General features: G+C 70.0%; 15 protein-coding genes and 1 tRNA gene. 8 read left to right on the top strand and 8 right to left on the bottom strand.

The features are described from left to right. Window positions 1-43: 43 nt before the first annotated feature. A complete protein-coding gene (locus AB2L57_RS05305; protein ID WP_292815507.1) occupies window positions 44-592 on the bottom strand; it encodes a TetR/AcrR family transcriptional regulator in 549 nt (182 codons plus the stop codon). Between the two features lie 73 nt (window positions 593-665). On the opposite strand from AB2L57_RS05305, the gene AB2L57_RS05310 reads away from it, so the two are divergent. Beyond that, window positions 666-1,088: a hypothetical protein gene (locus AB2L57_RS05310; RefSeq protein ID WP_409048240.1), complete on the top strand. Its 423-nt coding sequence runs from the start codon at window positions 666-668 to the stop codon at window positions 1,086-1,088. Window positions 1,089-1,205: 117 nt separating this feature from the next. On the opposite strand, the gene AB2L57_RS05315 is transcribed toward AB2L57_RS05310, so the two are convergent. From AB2L57_RS05315 to AB2L57_RS05325, 3 genes are read right to left on the bottom strand one after another with little or no spacing between them, the layout of a single operon-like run. Beyond that, window positions 1,206-2,846 carry a DNA repair helicase XPB gene (locus AB2L57_RS05315; RefSeq protein ID WP_292813986.1) on the bottom strand — a complete coding sequence of 547 codons (1,641 nt, stop codon included), beginning with the start codon at window positions 2,844-2,846 and terminating at the stop codon, window positions 1,206-1,208. Window positions 2,847-2,890: 44 nt separating this feature from the next. Continuing rightward, the gene (locus AB2L57_RS05320; RefSeq protein WP_292813988.1) at window positions 2,891-4,627 is read right to left on the bottom strand and encodes a helicase-associated domain-containing protein; all 1,737 of its coding nucleotides are present in this window, start codon (window positions 4,625-4,627) and stop codon (window positions 2,891-2,893) included. 8 nt (window positions 4,628-4,635) lie between these two features. Further along, complete coding sequence (locus tag AB2L57_RS05325; RefSeq protein ID WP_292813990.1) at window positions 4,636-4,914, bottom strand: multidrug ABC transporter ATPase; 279 nt, start codon at window positions 4,912-4,914, stop codon at window positions 4,636-4,638. Window positions 4,915-5,047: 133 nt separating this feature from the next. Here AB2L57_RS05325 and AB2L57_RS05330 point away from each other — a divergent pair, with 133 nt between their 5' ends. Beyond that, window positions 5,048-5,431, top strand: coding sequence for a cold-shock protein (locus AB2L57_RS05330; RefSeq protein ID WP_292813993.1), 384 nt, complete (start codon window positions 5,048-5,050; stop codon window positions 5,429-5,431). Beyond that, entirely contained in the window at window positions 5,415-6,149 is a 735-nt protein-coding gene (locus AB2L57_RS05335) for a DUF3027 domain-containing protein (RefSeq protein WP_292813995.1), read from the top strand. Before AB2L57_RS05330 ends, AB2L57_RS05335 begins: the two co-directional genes overlap by 17 nt. A 43-nt stretch (window positions 6,150-6,192) precedes the next feature. Here AB2L57_RS05335 and serC read toward each other — a convergent pair whose 3' ends face one another. Beyond that, on the bottom strand, window positions 6,193-7,305 hold the full coding sequence (gene serC / locus AB2L57_RS05340; protein WP_292813998.1) for a phosphoserine transaminase: 1,113 nt from the start codon (window positions 7,303-7,305) through the stop codon (window positions 6,193-6,195). 99 nt (window positions 7,306-7,404) lie between these two features. Between serC and AB2L57_RS05345 the strand changes: the two genes are divergently transcribed. The 5 genes from AB2L57_RS05345 (at window position 7,405) to AB2L57_RS05365 (ending at window position 11,234) form a co-directional block, all read left to right on the top strand. Continuing rightward, on the top strand, window positions 7,405-8,106 hold the full coding sequence (locus AB2L57_RS05345; RefSeq protein ID WP_292814000.1) for a metal-dependent transcriptional regulator: 702 nt from the start codon (window positions 7,405-7,407) through the stop codon (window positions 8,104-8,106). A gap of 250 nt (window positions 8,107-8,356) precedes the next feature. Continuing rightward, window positions 8,357-9,277, top strand: coding sequence for a M23 family metallopeptidase (locus AB2L57_RS05350; RefSeq protein ID WP_292814003.1), 921 nt, complete (start codon window positions 8,357-8,359; stop codon window positions 9,275-9,277). Window position 9,278: 1 nt separating this feature from the next. Beyond that, the gene (locus AB2L57_RS05355) at window positions 9,279-10,118 is read left to right on the top strand and encodes a M23 family metallopeptidase (protein ID WP_292814006.1); all 840 of its coding nucleotides are present in this window, start codon (window positions 9,279-9,281) and stop codon (window positions 10,116-10,118) included. Window positions 10,119-10,479: 361 nt separating this feature from the next. Then, window positions 10,480-10,977 (top strand): HNH endonuclease, encoded by a 498-nt coding sequence (locus tag AB2L57_RS05360; RefSeq protein ID WP_292814008.1) that lies wholly within the window; start codon window positions 10,480-10,482, stop codon window positions 10,975-10,977. Between the two features lie 185 nt (window positions 10,978-11,162). Beyond that, window positions 11,163-11,234, top strand: a tRNA-Arg gene (locus AB2L57_RS05365). Window positions 11,235-11,314: 80 nt separating this feature from the next. Here the strand turns inward: AB2L57_RS05365 and AB2L57_RS05370 are convergent. From AB2L57_RS05370 to istA, 3 genes are all read right to left on the bottom strand, one after another. Beyond that, a complete protein-coding gene (locus tag AB2L57_RS05370) occupies window positions 11,315-12,283 on the bottom strand; it encodes a DUF4190 domain-containing protein (RefSeq protein WP_409048241.1) in 969 nt (322 codons plus the stop codon). Window positions 12,284-12,535: 252 nt separating this feature from the next. Beyond that, complete coding sequence (istB, locus tag AB2L57_RS05375; protein ID WP_198159083.1) at window positions 12,536-13,315, bottom strand: IS21-like element helper ATPase IstB; 780 nt, start codon at window positions 13,313-13,315, stop codon at window positions 12,536-12,538. Beyond that, entirely contained in the window at window positions 13,312-14,871 is a 1,560-nt protein-coding gene (gene istA / locus AB2L57_RS05380; RefSeq protein ID WP_409046926.1) for an IS21 family transposase, read from the bottom strand. The genes istB and istA overlap by 4 nt, the downstream gene beginning before the upstream one ends. Window positions 14,872-15,374 lie beyond the last annotated feature (503 nt).

The raw sequence follows: 15,374 nt of genomic DNA on the forward strand, positions 1-15,374 counted from the left end.
GTCACCCGCTGCGGCGGGTCACGGCATCCCGACGCCCGGCCGATCAGTCGAGGCAGGCCCGGACCGCACGCTCGATGACCGGCCGGATCTGCGCGTCGGGGTCGACGGTCAAGCGGTGGAAGGTGATGCCGTTGCCGGCGGCGAGGAGGAAGCGCGCGGCGGGCACGGGATGCTGCGCCCCGACATCGCGCAGCAGGTCGGCCATCCAGTCGACGAAGACCTCGCGCTGCCGCACGAGCGGTTCGATGAGGTCGGGATCGAGCGAGGCCTCGAGGGAGAGCGCCAGACGGACGCGGGTGCGAGCCGCCGATTCGCCGGTCTCGACCTCGATGAACCGGCACAGCATGTCGACGAGTTCGCCGGGCGTGCGGGGCCGCGGTCGCGGGCCGCGCGCGGCGTCGGAGCGCTCGCCCTCGGCGATGGCCGTGATGAGTCCCGCGATGAGCGCGGCGCGGGTGCGGAACCAGTTCGACGTCGAGCCCTTCGGCAGCCCCGCCCGCTCGTCCACGCGGGCGTGTGTCAGGGCGCGGATGCCCTGCTCGCCGACGAGGTCGAGGGCGGCGTCGAGTGCGCGTTCGCGGGTGGTGGCCATGCAGGCACACTATGCGCAGCATCCACACTATGAAAGTAGTGACACAGCACTATGGAAGTAGTACCATGCACGCATGGAGTATCTGGTGCTCGCCGCCTGGATCGTGCAGGGCTCGGTCGGGGTGTGGCTTCTGATCGGCTGGGCCCGTCACGGCCGCCGATACGCGGGCGCGATGATCGCGCACGTGGCTGCGGTCTTCGTGATGCTCGCGCTGTGGATCACCTTCCTCGTGACGGGTGCTGTGGCCTTCGCCTGGGCGGCCCAGATCGTGCTCGCCGCCGGGATCCCGTTCGGCGAGACGATGATGGTGCGCCGCTCCCGCGAGCTGCGTGGCATCACGACCAAGCGCCTCTCCGACTACGGCGGTGCCGTCGTCGACGTCTTCCGCGGCCGTCTTCCGGGCCCCGTGGTCTTCCACGCGCTGTTCGCCGGGGTGGTGTTCTTCTCTGCGCTCGGCGTCTGCATCGGCGCGACGATCTCCGCCGCGGCGCAGTGACGCGTCCTCCCGCCGAGTGCACGACTTCTCTCCGAGTGCACGACGTGGATGCTGTAGCCAGGTCGTGCACTCGGCGACAGCCCGTGCACTCGGCGGAGAAAGAGGAACGGGCGAGGGTCAGGCGGCGAGGGCCGAGCCGTCGAGGATCGTGTAGGCGTAGCCCTGTTCGGCGAGGAACCGCTGGCGGTTCTGCGCGAAGTCCTGGTCGACGGTGTCGCGCGCGATGAGGGTGTAGAAGCTCGCGGTGTGCCCGTTGGTCTTGGGGCGCAGCAGGCGGCCGAGGCGCTGCGCCTCCTCCTGGCGCGATCCGAACGACCCCGACACCTGGATGGCGACGGATGCCTCGGGCAGATCGACCGAGAAGTTCGCGACCTTCGACACCACGAGCACCGAGAGCGAGCCCTCGCGGAACGCCTGGAAGAGCAGCTCCCGCTCATCGACGGGGGTCGCTCCCGTGATCTTGGGGGCGCCCAGGGCCTCGGCGAGCACGTCGATCTGATCGAGGTACTGGCCGATGATGAGGATGCGTTCGCCCTCGTGCCGCTCGACGAGGGAGCGCACGACGTCGATCTTGGCGTCGGCCGTGGCGGCGAGGCGGTAGCGCTCGTCGTCGGCGGCCGCGGCGTACTCGAGCCGGTCGGACGCGGGCAGGTCGATGCGCACCTCGTAGCAGGCGGCGGGGGAGATGAAGCCCTGGGCCTCGATCTCCTTCCAGGGGGCGTCGAACCGCTTCGGGCCGATGAGGCTGAACACGTCGCCCTCGCGACCGTCCTCGCGTACGAGGGTGGCGGTCAGGCCGAGGCGCCGGCGCGCCTGCAGGTCGGCGGTGAGCTTGAAGACGGGGGCGGGCAGCAGGTGCACCTCGTCGTAGACGATGAGGCCCCAGTCGAGCGCGTCGAGGAGCGCGAGGTGGGCGTACTCGCCCTTCCGCTTGGCGGTGAGGATCTGGTAGGTCGCGATGGTGACCGGTTTGACCTCTTTGACCTGGCCGGAGTACTCGCCGATCTCCTCGGGCGTGAGCGAGGTGCGCTTGAGCAGCTCGTCGCGCCACTGGCGGGCCGAGACGGTGTTGGTGACGAGGATCAGCGTCGTCGTCTTGGTGTCGGCCATCGCGGCGGCACCGACGAGGGTCTTGCCGGCGCCGCAGGGAAGCACCACGACTCCCGACCCGCCGTCCGAGAAGCTGTCGACCGCCTGCCGCTGGTACGGCCGCAGGTTCCAGCCGTCCTCGGCCAGGTCGATCTCGTGCGGGGTGCCGGGGCTGTAGCCGGCGAGGTCTTCGGCGGGCCAGCCGATCTTCAGCAGCTCCTGCTTGATGTGTCCGCGCGCCCACGCGTCGACGGTGAAGGAGTCGGGCGTCGGGTGCCCGGTCAGCAGCGGCTGGATGCGCTTGTTGCGCGCGACCTCCGACAGCACGGCGCGGTCGGTCGATCGCAGGACGAGGGTGCCCTCGTCGTCGCGCTCGATGACGAGACGTCCGTAGCGCCCGACGGTCTCGCGGATGTCGATCGACACCGAGGGTGGCACCGGAAAGCGCGACCACCGATCGAGCGTGTCGAGCATGTCGTCGGCCTGGTGCCCTGCAGCGCGCGCGTTCCACAGGCCCAGTCGCGTCACGCGGTAGGTGTGGATGTGCTCTGGGGCGCGCTCCAGCTCGGCGAAGACGGCCAGCTCGTGGCGGGCGGTCTCGGCATCCGGGTGTGCGACCTCGAGGAGCACGGTGCGATCGCTCTGCACGATCAGGGGGCCGTCAGACATAGCCTTTGAGTCTACCGGGGCGGGCGGGTTGCGGGCTCTGCGGGTCAGTGGCGGCGAATGCCGCGGATGCTGGAGACCGGCAGTGTGCGCTCGACGTCGGTGCCGCGCTCTCGGCCCCGCAGTCGGCCGCCGCCGAGGCCGGTGGCCTCGAGCGTGAACACGCGGGTCTCGCCCCCGGGCAGCGCGACCTCGACCTCGAGCACTCCCCGGGCGCGGACGGCGGATTCGAGTTCGCGGCCCATCCAGGCGGCGTCGGCGTCGCCGGAGTCCGCGCCGCGCAGCATCGCGATCAGCGGCGCGTACGCGACCTGCGGGTCGGGATGCGGGGTGGGGCCCGCAGCAAGGCGGTGCCGGGTGAGCGGTTCGATGGCGCCGTCCGCGTCGACCGCGACGGCGGGGTAGCGCGCGTCGACGAGAGCCCACAGCACGGCGTTGCGCTCGACCCGGGTCGTCAGGGCCGAGCCGTCGTCGGTGCGCACGAGCCCGAGTGGCCGGAGCGCCTGGTCGACGGCGATCGTCTCGAGCACCTGCGCATCGGGACTGCGCACGACCGTGCGCGAGGCGCCGGAGCTGTCGGGCGGAGCCTCCGCCACCCGCACGAGACCGTGCGATTCGGCGGTGGTGCGTACGAGGTACTCCAGCGGCTGGGGTACTCCGGTCAGCGACAGCGTGGTGAGGAACTCGAGCATCGACGGTTCGGTCTCGCCCTCGGTGAGGGCGGCGGCGACGCTGTCGGCGGTGAACCGGTAGGTGGATGCCTGGGCGTGCGATTCGCGGCGCGCCATGCGTCGCAGCCGCACGTCCAGCCCCGCCGCCAGCGGGCCGGGCGAGATCGCGGTGAGGTCGTTCTGCAGATAGATGCGGTCGACTTCGTGCGGCAGAAGGGCGGCGAGCGCGGTTTCGGCGGACTCGGCGTCGTGCGGCATCAGCAGCATCCATCGGGGGAGCGTGTCGTCGGCGGCGACGAGCCCCCACACTCGAGCCTGGGCGCGCAGCGCGCCGGCGAGTTCGGGCCACGCGGGGTCGGCGGGGTACGCGAGGGGCCACTCCTCGGGGGCGACCCATCCGGACTCGGTGCGCAGGCCGCGGGCGAGCCCCTCGCTCCAGCGTCGAGCCACGAGCGCCCAGCGTCTGGTCGTGCCCTCGGCGAGCCAGTCCTCGCCGGCGGGTGTGGGGAGGAACACCCGCCCTTCGACCGAGAGCAGGCCCGCGCGCTCGGCGAGCGCGACGAGGGTGTCGAGATCCTCGGGGCGGGTGAGGTCGTCGGCGATGCGCCGGCGATCGGCCGCCCCCAGCGCCCCCGAGCCGATGCGCGACAGGGGCGTGTGCAGCGCCTGGATGATGACGTCGCCGAGAGCGGCGACGCTCGTGAAGGCGCGTTCGGCGGCGGCACCTTCGGCGGCCGGTGCGGCGGACCGTGCGGGGTGAGAGGCGTGCGGGGAGGCCGTGCCCGCACGTGCGGCCAGCAGTCGCTGAACCTGCGGCAGGGGTCGGCCCTCGGCATCCATCAGCGCGAGGCGCCGGGCGGCGGCATCGTGGCCGTCCGCGGGGTGGCGGGCCGCGGCCGGATCCATGGCGGCCTCGAGGGCCGTGAGCTCATCGGCGGTGAGCTGTTCGAGGGCGCGCACGAGCGAGGCCTCATCGGTCAGGCCCTCGGCGGCGTCGAAGAAGTCGCGCCACGGCGCGGTGGGCGACACCCGCCGCGCGGCGAAGAGGGCGGCGAGGGTGGGATCGTCGAGCGCCGCGAGCGTCGCGGCGAACTGTCTCGGCCCCGCGCTCACGGCGGGCCTCAGCCCTGAGCCTTGTTGGCCCGTGACCTGCGGATCCACGTGATGACGAGCAGCGCGATGATGAGCACGAAGGCCAGCGGCAGGCCGATGCTCGGCAGCAGCGCGACCATGGGCCAGATGCCCGAACCGAAGTCGTCGGCCGTCATTCCGGCCGCCGTGCCGATCATGATCGCGAAGAAGCAGCCGATCGACAGCAGCGCGATCCCCAGCGACATGAAGGCCAGGACGCGGTCGAGCCGTCCCGGCGCAGGCTGGGGGGAGTCGGGAGACGTGCTCATCCGTCACAGCCTAGTGCTGCACGGCAACGGCATCATCCCGCGCGCGGGGAACCGGTGGCGTAGGCTGGTGCGTCGGGGCGTTCGTGGCCCCTTGTTTTCGCGCCCACAGGCGCCCGATCAGCGAGGTTTTGCGATGCCCACCGGCAAGGTCAGGTTCTACGACGAAGAGAAGGGGTTCGGCTTCATCACGACGGATGACGGCCAGGACGTCTTCTTGCACGCCACGGCCCTGCCCGCAGGGTCCGCGCCGCCCAAGACCGGCGCGCGGCTCGAGTTCGGCGTCGCCGACGGCAAGCGCGGGCTGCAGGCGCTGTCGGTGCGTGTGCTCGAGGCGCCGCCCAGCCTGGTCAAGGCCAAGCGCAAGCCCGCCGACGACATGGCGATCATCGTCGAGGATCTCGTGAAGCTTCTCGACGGCATCGGCGGGGATCTGCGCCGCGGCCGCTACCCCAGCGGTTCGCACGCCAAGAAGGTCGCCGCGGTGCTGCGCAAGGTCGCCGATGAACTCGACGCCTGAGGCCGATCCCGCGCTGCTCGAGGCGCACGACGTCGCTCTGGCTGCCCTGCGCGAGATCACCCACGCCCACACGATCGGCGACCCCGTCGGTCACCGTGTCGAGGCCGACGGCGTGGTGTCGCTGCTGTTCGCCAACCGGATGCCGGGATACCCGGGCTGGTTCTGGACCGTCTCCCTCGCCCGTGTCGAGGGCGAGGCGCCCACCGTGCTCGAGGTCGAGCTGCTGCCCGGCGAGAGTGCGCTCGTGGCGCCCGAGTGGGTGCCGTGGGCCGTGCGCCTCGCGGACTACCAGGCGCATCAGGCGCAGGTCGCCGCCGAGCGCGAGGCCGAGGGCGACGCGGAGGGCGATGAGGGGCTCGACGACGTCGACGACCTGGATGCTGCCGACTTCGACGACGACGGATCGCCGATCCTGCACTCGGGCGATGTCGACGGCGTCGACATCGACGGGTTCGACGAGGACTCCGAGGACGACTCGGACGACGACGAGGACGACTCGGACGACGATGAGGATGACGAGGACGACTCGGACGACGACTCGGACGACGACGATTCCGAGGACGACTCGGACGACGACGACGACGATGACGACTCGGGCGACGACGATTCCGACGACGACGAAGACTCGGATTCCGACGACGATTCCGACGAGCTCGACGACGACGCGTTCCTCTCGGACGAGGACGACCTCGGCGACGGCGAGCTGAGCGAGCGCTGACGCCTCACCCGGGCGCGGCGTCGGCCGCACCCGGGTGCGCAGATCAGATGTGCTCGAGCGTGTAGTCCACGCAGCGGATCAGCTGGCGCACGTCGTCCGGGTCGATCGAGACGAACGTCGCGATGCGCAGCTGGTTGCGCCCGAGTTTGCGGTAGGGCTCGGTGTCGACGATGCCGTTTGCGCGCAGCGAGGCGGCGATTGCCGCAGCATCCACACTGTCGTCGAAGTCGATCGTCACGACGACGGGCGAGCGGTCGCCGGGCTCGGCGACGAACGGCGTGGCGACGGCAGACGCGCTCGCCCAGTCGTAGAGAGCCTGGGACGACTCGGCGGTGCGCTGGGCGGCCCAGCTGAGCCCGCCCTGGTCGTTGATCCATGACAGCTGCTCGCGCAGCATGAACAGCGTGGCGACGGCCGGCGTGTTCAGCGTCTGGTTGAGCCGCGAGTTGTCGACGGCGTTCTTGAGGCTGAGGAACTCGGGGATGTAGCGGTCGGAAGCGGCGATGCGCTCGATGCGCTCGATGGCCGCGGGGGAGGCGACGGCGAACCACAGGCCGCCGTCGGAGCCGAGGTTCTTCTGCGGCGCGAAGTAGTAGAGGTCGCTCTGGCTGACGTCGACGAAGATGCCGCCGGCGGCGCTCGTGGCATCGACCACCGTGAGCGCGCCGGGGTCGCCCGCAACGCGGGTGACGGGGGCGGCGACACCGGTGGAGGTCTCGTTGTGGGGCCACGCGTAGACGTCGACGCCCTCGAGGGGCTCGGCGACCGCGCGGGTGCCGGGCTCGGCCTTGCGCACGTCCGGCGCCTCGAGCCACGGGGCCTTGGCTGCGGCGGCGAACTTGCCGCCGAACTCGCCGAACACGAGGTTCTGGGCGCGCTTGTCGATGAGGCCGAAGGCGGCGGCGTCCCAGAAGGCGGTGGATCCGCCGTTGCCCAGCAGCACCTCGTAACCCTCGGGCAGCGAGAAGAGGTCGCCGAGGAGGCGGCGCACATCGCCGACCAGGTTCTTGACGGGCGCCTGGCGGTGCGAGGTTCCGAGCAGCGACGCGCCGGGGCCGGCGAGCGCCTCGAGCTGCGCCGCGCGCACCTTCGAGGGGCCGCATCCGAATCGTCCGTCGACGGGCAGGAGTTCAGTGGGCAGCGTCACGTGGGGCATGGCACGATTCTAGGGTCGTGGCCCGTTGGCGCCGGGCTTCGTGTCGGCTGCCCGGGTTAGGATTGCCTACATACCTCGCAGAGCAAGGAACGCACCCGCATGACCGATCTCATCGACACCACCGAGATGTATTTGCGCACGATCCTCGAGCTCGAAGAGGAGAACATCGTTCCGCTGCGCGCGCGCATCTCCGAGCGCCTGGGCCACTCCGGGCCGACCGTGTCGCAGACGGTGGGGCGCATGGAGCGCGACGGGCTCGTCGTCGTCTCCGACGACCGGCGGCTCGAGCTCACCGACGCGGGCCGGCAGAAGGCCGTCGACGTGATGCGCAAGCACCGACTCGCCGAGCGCCTGCTCTCGGATGTCATCGGCCTCGACTGGGCGTACGTGCACGAGGAGGCCTGCCGCTGGGAGCACGTGATGAGCGAGCAGGTCGAGCGCCGGCTCGTCGAGCTGCTCGGTCACCCCACCGAGTCGCCCTACGGCAACCCCATCCCCGGTCTCGACCAGCTGGGCGACGTGCCCGCGGCCACGTTCGCGCAGGGTGTCGTGGGTCTCGTGCGTCACCTCAACGAGGTGGGCGGTCCGATCGAGGGCACCGTCCGGCGCCTGGCCGAGCCCGCCCAGGTCGATCCCGAACTTCTCGAGCAGCTGCGCGGCGCCGGGGTCATGCCGGGGGCGCGCGGTCGCTACCGTTACAACGAGGGCTACGTGCTCGTGGAGATGGACGGCTCCGACGAGGGGCTCGAGCTTCCGATCGAGGTCGCGGCTCACATCTTCCTGGTCGACACCACCGCCTGACGCGCCCGCGCGCCGGTCGCGATCCTTCCTCCTCTTCTCGGTCCTGGAGGCCGCCGTCCACAGGGCGGCCGCCACGGAAGTGACAGAATCGTTACCTTCCGGTACCCTCGAAAAGTCCGCCGACGAGAAGCCAGTCGACGGAACCCGACACGTACGCCCCACAGGTTCGTCACCCGAGTCGGCTGAATCCACGCCCGATCGTGCCGACGAACCGCCGCCCACCCGAGGGCGCAGGGGCCGGAGGACCAGCTTGGCTGCACACGACCAGACGCCTGAAGGCGAACCCGACGCGCAGGCGCACCGCCTGAACGACGGAGCACAGCCTGCGCGGCGCGCGGCCGGCATCTTCTCCCTCTCCCGCGCGGTTCGTCCCGCGCGTACCGCGGTCGCCGTCACCTCTCCGGCGCCGAAGCCGCCGCGGGCCGCACGCCGTGGTCCCGTGCGCAGCATCCTCACCATCGCGGTCGTCACCGGTCTCGTCGCGACGGTCGCGATCCCCGCCTACGCCGCCGTGCAGCCGCAGGAGGCGACCACGACGATGCAGCAGCTGGCCGCCGAGGGTGCGCAGTCGCTGGTCGTGGCCTCCGAGGTCGAGTCCTCCGCCCTGACCCGCGGCTCCTACGCCGCGACCACTCCCGACGAGATCGCGCAGAAGAAGGCCGAAGAGGCCGCTGCCGCGGCTGCCGCGGCTGCTGCCGCCGCGCGCGCCGCCGCCGTCTCATCGAGCTCGAGCGGTGGCTCCTACGCCGTGCCCGCGGGTGTTCCCCTCGTCGCTCCCGGCTCGGGTGTCGTGCGCCGTCCGCTTCCGTACTTCAACAACTTCGGGGCGCCCTACGCAGGCCACCGCGGCACCGACTACATGGTCGGGCGCGGCACACCCATCTACTCCGTCGCCGACGGCGTGGTGACAGCATCCAGCGATGGTGGCGGTGGCCTCGGCGTCACGATCACGATCATGCACAACATCAACGGCCACGCCGTGCAGTCGGTGTACGGGCACATGCTGCCCGGCAGCCGCACGGTCAGCGCGGGCGCCACGGTCAGTGCCGGCCAGATGATCGGCCAGGTCAGCGACACCGGGTTGGCGTTCGGCACGCACCTGCACCTGATGATCCACGTCGACGGCACGCGCGTGGATGCCGAGGGCTGGCTTGCGGCGAACGCGGGCTGATATGCGCAATCCTCTGGCGAAGAAGGCTCCCGCGCGCCCGCTCGATGGCGCTGCCTCGGGCGTGACCGACGCGACCGCACGCGGCGTCCGCACGTCGAGCGATCGTGCGGGCGGCAGCCGACGCGGTCCTGTGCGCAGCGTGCTGACGATCGCTGCCGTGACCGGGCTCGTCGCGACGGTCGCGATCCCCGCGTACGCTGCATGGCAGCCCGAGAGCGGGTCGACGACGCTGCAGCAGCTGGCCGAAGACGGAGCGCAGACGCTCGTCGTCGCCTCCGATGTCGCGGACTCCGCGCTCACCCGCCATTCGTACGCCGCGACCACCCCCGATGAGATCGCCAAGAAGAAGGCCGAGGAGGCCGCAGCCGCCAGGGCTCGGGCCGCGGCGGCGTCGGGCGGAAGCGCCAACATCGACCTCAGCAGCATCCCGGCCGGCAGCGGAGCGCTGAGCTGGCCGCTGCGCAACATCACCAACATCAGCGACCGCTACGGCGCGCGCGGGGGCAGCCACCGCGGTGTCGACATGCTGGCGCCGGCGATGTCGCCGATCTACGCCTCGGCCGACGGCGTCGTCAGCCAGTCCACGGAGGGTGGCGGCGGCGGGTACGGCGCGTACGTGCGCATCGAGCACGTCATCGACGGGCAGCGCATCAGCACGCTGTACGCGCACATGTCGTACGGCACGCGCACGGTGTCGCCGGGCGAGACGGTGAGCAAGGGTCAGGTGATCGGCGGGGTCGGCAGCACCGGTTACTCCACCGCCAACCACGTGCACTTCGAGGTGTTCGTCGGCAACACCAAGGTCGACCCGATGCCGTGGCTCGGGGCCTACGGCAGCTGATCGACCGGGCCGCAGCATCCCCTCGGCTTGTCGCGGGGTGTCGGATGAGTGGATGCTGCGACACGAGGCTGTTCACCGGCCGTTGGATCTGGCGGTCGCTGGAGTGATGTAACCTGACCCCGAACGCGTGAGCGAGCGAAGGGGGGAGCCGATGGATATGAAACCCCGCATTCGAACCAGGAATGCGCAAGGTCGTTATGTCCTTCGGCATCGTGTGCACACCTGCCGCGGTTCTGCCGTGGTGACTGGGCGCTGTCTGTAGACAGCGCCTTTTTTGCGCCCGAAATCCTCTCTCGCGAGTTCGCGCGTCGCTGATTCGAATACCGCTGAAGCCGTCACGGGCTATTCGAGAGGACACCCGATGCGCACTCTGGTGCTGAACGCAGGATACGAACCACTGGCCGTGGTCTCGTTCAAGAGAGCCCTGGTGCTCGTCATGAACGCCAAGGCCACCATCATCGAGTGCGCCGAGGGCGACCCCGTCTGGGGTGTGCGCGGGGCGCTCGACCGGCCGGCGGTGATCGTGCTCACCCGCTATGTGCGCGTGCCGCAGTCGCGCCGTGTGCCCGTCACCCGACGCGGGGTGCTGCGCCGCGACGGGCATCGCTGCGGGTACTGCGGCAAGGGGGCGACGACGATCGATCACGTGCTCCCGCGCTCGCGCGGGGGAGCGGACTCGTGGGAGAACCTCGTGGCCGCCTGTCTGCGCTGCAACAACGTCAAGGGTGATCGGACGCCCGCCGAGATGAACTGGGAGCTGCGGATCACGCCGCGTCCTCCCCACGGCGCGCAGTGGACGGTGCGTGGCACCGAGCGTGCCGACCCGCGGTGGGAGCCGTACCTGGCGCTCGCGGCGTGAGGTCTGGACTGCGGGCCGGGCTCGGCTTGCGCGTGCGTCGCGCGGCGCGCGGCGTGCGCATGCACAGGTGCGGACGCGTCGGCCGCTGCCCCGGCGTGTCGGCGCGCTTGTCCGGCGTGTCGAGGCTCGGGTCCGCAGCTGCGCTCGCGGTTGGCGTGACCTCGGCCGGTAGACTTTCGGGGTCAGCCTCTGTAGCTCAATGGAAGAGCAGCTCCGTCCTAAGGAGAGGGTTGGGGGTTCGAGTCCCTCCAGGGGCACAGTGCGCCACCGTTAACCGACCGACTCAGTAGTGGGGGCCCGGCTTTGGAATGGGACCCGCCCCCGGTGTCGCGAGATGTCAGAACGAGATGTATCTTCCGTTGTCGTAGAGCATGAATGACTGAGCGGCCTCGGGCACGATGTACGCCGTATACCCCGTGAAGACAGAGCCTGGGTAGAGAGTCGGGCCGTCTGACATAGAAGCCATGCCGTCGCCCAGCACGATGAACTCACTCGAGTATCGATTGCCTTCGTCAGTGGCGAGATAGAGATCCAACTCCGCCAGGGACGGCTCGACGCCGTCGGGGTTGATTCCAGTCATGGTGAGTTCTACGACGACGTACTTGAAGCCGGCCGGGGCATCGGAGTTGAACTGGTTCCAGCCCTCGACAAGCGCGTTAGCGTTCGGATCCATGATCCGGCCAGTGAGACTGTAGTTCTCGCCTCCGAGCCACCCTTCTGCTACATACGGTTGAGAGAGAGGATTCTGGGCTGTTCCGTCAGCGGAAGGCTGTTCGGGCTCCGCATCGGACGGTTCCGCAGCGGATTGCTCCGCATCCGGCGCGCCCGCGACCGCGTCGCCCTCCGTATCCGCCGCGTTCGCAGATTCGTCGCCGACTTCCGCGACCGAGGCGCTCGAGGTGGAGGCCGTGCTCACGAATGCAGAGAACGCGACTGTGATGACCAGCGCCGCGATGAGCGCAATTCCGCCGAGCGCAAGCCCGGTAACTGCCATGCCTTTGGGCTGCCGCTTGGCCAGCGCGAAAATTCCAAGGACGACCGCCGCGACGGCGACAGCGAGCCCAAGCCACGGAATCAGACTGGTCAAGAACGCGACGATACCGAGGACCAGTGCCGTGATCGCGAGGCCCTTCGCCTGTCCTCGCGAGGGGCTTGGCCCAGAGCCCGACGGTGCGTGTTCGGTCAGCGTCGTCGTGTGTGCCGCCGCGGGTGGTGCGGATTCCGCCCATCGCTGACCATCCCAGTACCGAATCTCATTGTTGGCGTGCGGCGCCGGATACCATCCGGCCGTCGGCGTATCAGTCATCTGTCCCCCAGATCTTGATTGAAGTGAGCTTTCTGCCCATTGGCAGAGTAGCGAAGGGGCTCGGCTCCTGCGGCGCTGCTCGTGAGGGTTGCCCCGCGCATTTTGAGCATCAAGTGTCAACGGCCAGTAGGAATTGCCCATAGGCGGCCAGCGGAAGTGCCCGCTGGTGGCCAGTGGAACTGCCCATTCGCGGCCAGGAGTTCTGCCCACCGGGTTGTGGTGGCCCTGGCCGCGTGAGGCAGTCCCGCCGGGTCAGGTCATGGGGGTCACCCCCGTGCCGGCGAGGGCCTGCGCGAGGCGGATGGACTCGCCGGTGGTCTGCGCGAGGTGGGCATGGTGGAGGAGCCGGTCGACGGTCGCGGTCGCGAGGGTCTTGGGCATGAGCTCGTCGAACCCGGAGGGGTGCAGGTTCGAGCTGATCGCGATCGATCGTTTCTCGTAGGCGGCGTCGACGAGCCGGTAGAGGCCTTCCGCGGCGTCGTCGCCGACGCCGAGTAGACCGATGTCGTCAACGACGACGAGGTCGGCGCGGAGGATCCGGGCGACGGTGCGGGTGACGGTGTCGTCGACGCGGTGCGCGCGGATCAGCGCGCCGAGGTCCTCGAGCCGGAACCACGCGACGCGGAGGCCTTGTTCGACGGCGTGCTGGCCGAGCGCTTCGAGGAAGAACGTCTTCCCTGTCCCGGCGGGCCCGCAGATCACGAGGTTCTCCCGCCGGTGCACCCATTCCAGGGTCCGCAACGCCTGCTGGGTCGGCGCCGGGATCGTCGACAGGGACTGGTCCCAGGAGTCGAAGGTCTTCCCGGTGGGGAACCCGGCGGCCTTGCGGCGGGCGGCGAGCATGGACCGGGACCGGCCGGCGATCTCGGCGTCGAGGAGTGCTTTGACAACCTCCGCGGGTTCCCAGCGTTGTGCCCTTGCGGTCGCGAACACGTCGGGTGCGATGCCGCGGGCGTAGGGCATCTTCAGCTGCCGCATGGTCTGCTCCAACTCGGCCGGGATCGGCGGGGCGGCAGGGGTCGCGACGCTCACAGCTCGTCCTCCTCGTCCGTCGCGATGATCTCGACGACGGGGACGATCACACCCCGCGGCTGGCCGATCGCGGCCCACCCGGACGTGCCCTGCGCGAGCGACCGGGTCTCCGACGCCGCTCTCGCCGGCGTCGCGGTGATCCGGCTGCCGAGGATCGACGTGAGATCACCGGTATCGAACCGGCCATACGCGGCTGCGGTGCCGAGGGTTTCGTCGACGACCTCGATCCCGTGGATCCGGGCGAGCTGGACGGCTTCCCGCATCTTCTGGTTCATCCGCTGCGTCCCGGCCGCTGCGGCCTCGAGCAGCCAGGCCGCGGCGCCGTGACCGATACCGAGGAACTCCGCCTCCTCGGTGCTGCGGGCCTTGATCGTGTAGTCGCCGGGAACCTTCACCCCCGGCTGGGCGGGGAAGTGGGCGTCGTCGATCCTGGGGGTCCCGGGGCGGGCGCGGTCGTGTCGGGCGACCTCGACGGGCCCGTCGATGCCGTGGTGGACGATCACGACCCGCTCGGAGTCAGCGGCGCCCTGGACACGGACGAACACCTCCGCGCCCATCAGCAGGTGCGGGACGGAATACTGCCCGTTCTCGAACGCGACCATCGGCGTGTTCTCCCCGACCCGCCGGGACACTCCGAACGCGATGGTGTGAGCACGACCCGGGACCGGGTGCAGCCGCTGCTGCTCCTCAGCGAGCATCTCGACCGGGCGCCGCTTGGTCACCCGGTGCTCCCGCCCGTTGACGTCGTCCATGAACGCGTCGCAGGCCGCCTCGAGTTCGCCGAATGAGGCGTACTGGTCGCGGAGGTTCGCATCGGTGGGCACCAGGTCCGCTTTCGCGAGCTTCACCGACGCTTCCGCGCCACCCTTCGAGGCCGGGTCCGCGGGCTGACAGGTCAGCACCGTGACCCCGTAATGCGCGGCGAACGACACCGTCTGCGCGTTGCGGACCGGGACCCCCGCGATATGCATCGTGGTGACCGTCTTCTCGTTGTCGGTGAGGACATACGTCGGCGCGCCCCCGACCGCCCGGAACGTCCGATCCAACGCGGCGAACACGCTCGGGAGGGTCTTGTCGCGGATCGGGATCACCACCCGGAACCGACTGAACGCGAGCCAGGCGACGAACAGCACCGTCTTCACCCCGCCGACCACGGGCCCGTCGCCGAAGTCGTACTGCAACCACAGCCCCGGCTCGGTGACCCACGGCCGATGCACCCGACGGTTCCCCGCCCGCCACGACGCCTTCACCGCAGCGACCGCCCGCCTGGTCGACCGCTCCGACCCTTCGAACCCGATCGAGGTCAGCACCTCGTGGACCTTGTCGGCCCGAACCTTGCCCTTCGTCTTCTCGACCAACTCCTCGACCTTCGGCAGGAACTCGTCGATGACGCGCGGCCTGCGCGCCGCAGCGCCGACAGGCCGGCCCGCGTCCCGCGCCGCGACATACGCGGCGACCGTGTGATGAGAGCAACCCGCGAGCTGCCCCGCAGCCCGATACGACCCCGTCGCATCGAACGCTTCCAGAATCTCCATGACTTCTCCGTCAGACTTCAACACAGCCCCTTCCCGGGCGACGACGACCTAAGCACCCGTCATCGAACCGGGAAGGGGCCCCACCATCGCGACGACGCGCGGGGCGGAACCATCAGACGTGGGCAGAACTCATGGCCACCAACGGGCAGTTCTCCTGGCCACCTACGGGCAGGTCTCGTGACCGCCTACGGGCAGTTTTCCATGGCCACCGACAATCAAGACAGACTCAGCCCTCTATACCAACGAGGGGCAGCTAGGGCGACTCGCCTCGAACGCGAAGGTGCCGGTTCGCGATGGGATTTCGGGGAGGCGCGGGACGAGGTCGAGCGGGGATGAGGATTACGCGAATGGCGCTACATCTTCAGGACTCGACTTGTCAGATCTGTGATCACCTGATCCAGGGCCTCGCGTGCAGCCCGGTTCCTCGCGCCAAGGTCGGACATTGACCTCGGCTCCGCGGAAACCTCCCGACAAATCCTGATCACATCTTCAGCCGAGGCAATGAGTGCGGCGTCGCTCTCGGG

This window comes from Microbacterium sp. HA-8 (assembly GCF_046111165.1).
Classification (GTDB): domain Bacteria; phylum Actinomycetota; class Actinomycetes; order Actinomycetales; family Microbacteriaceae; genus Microbacterium.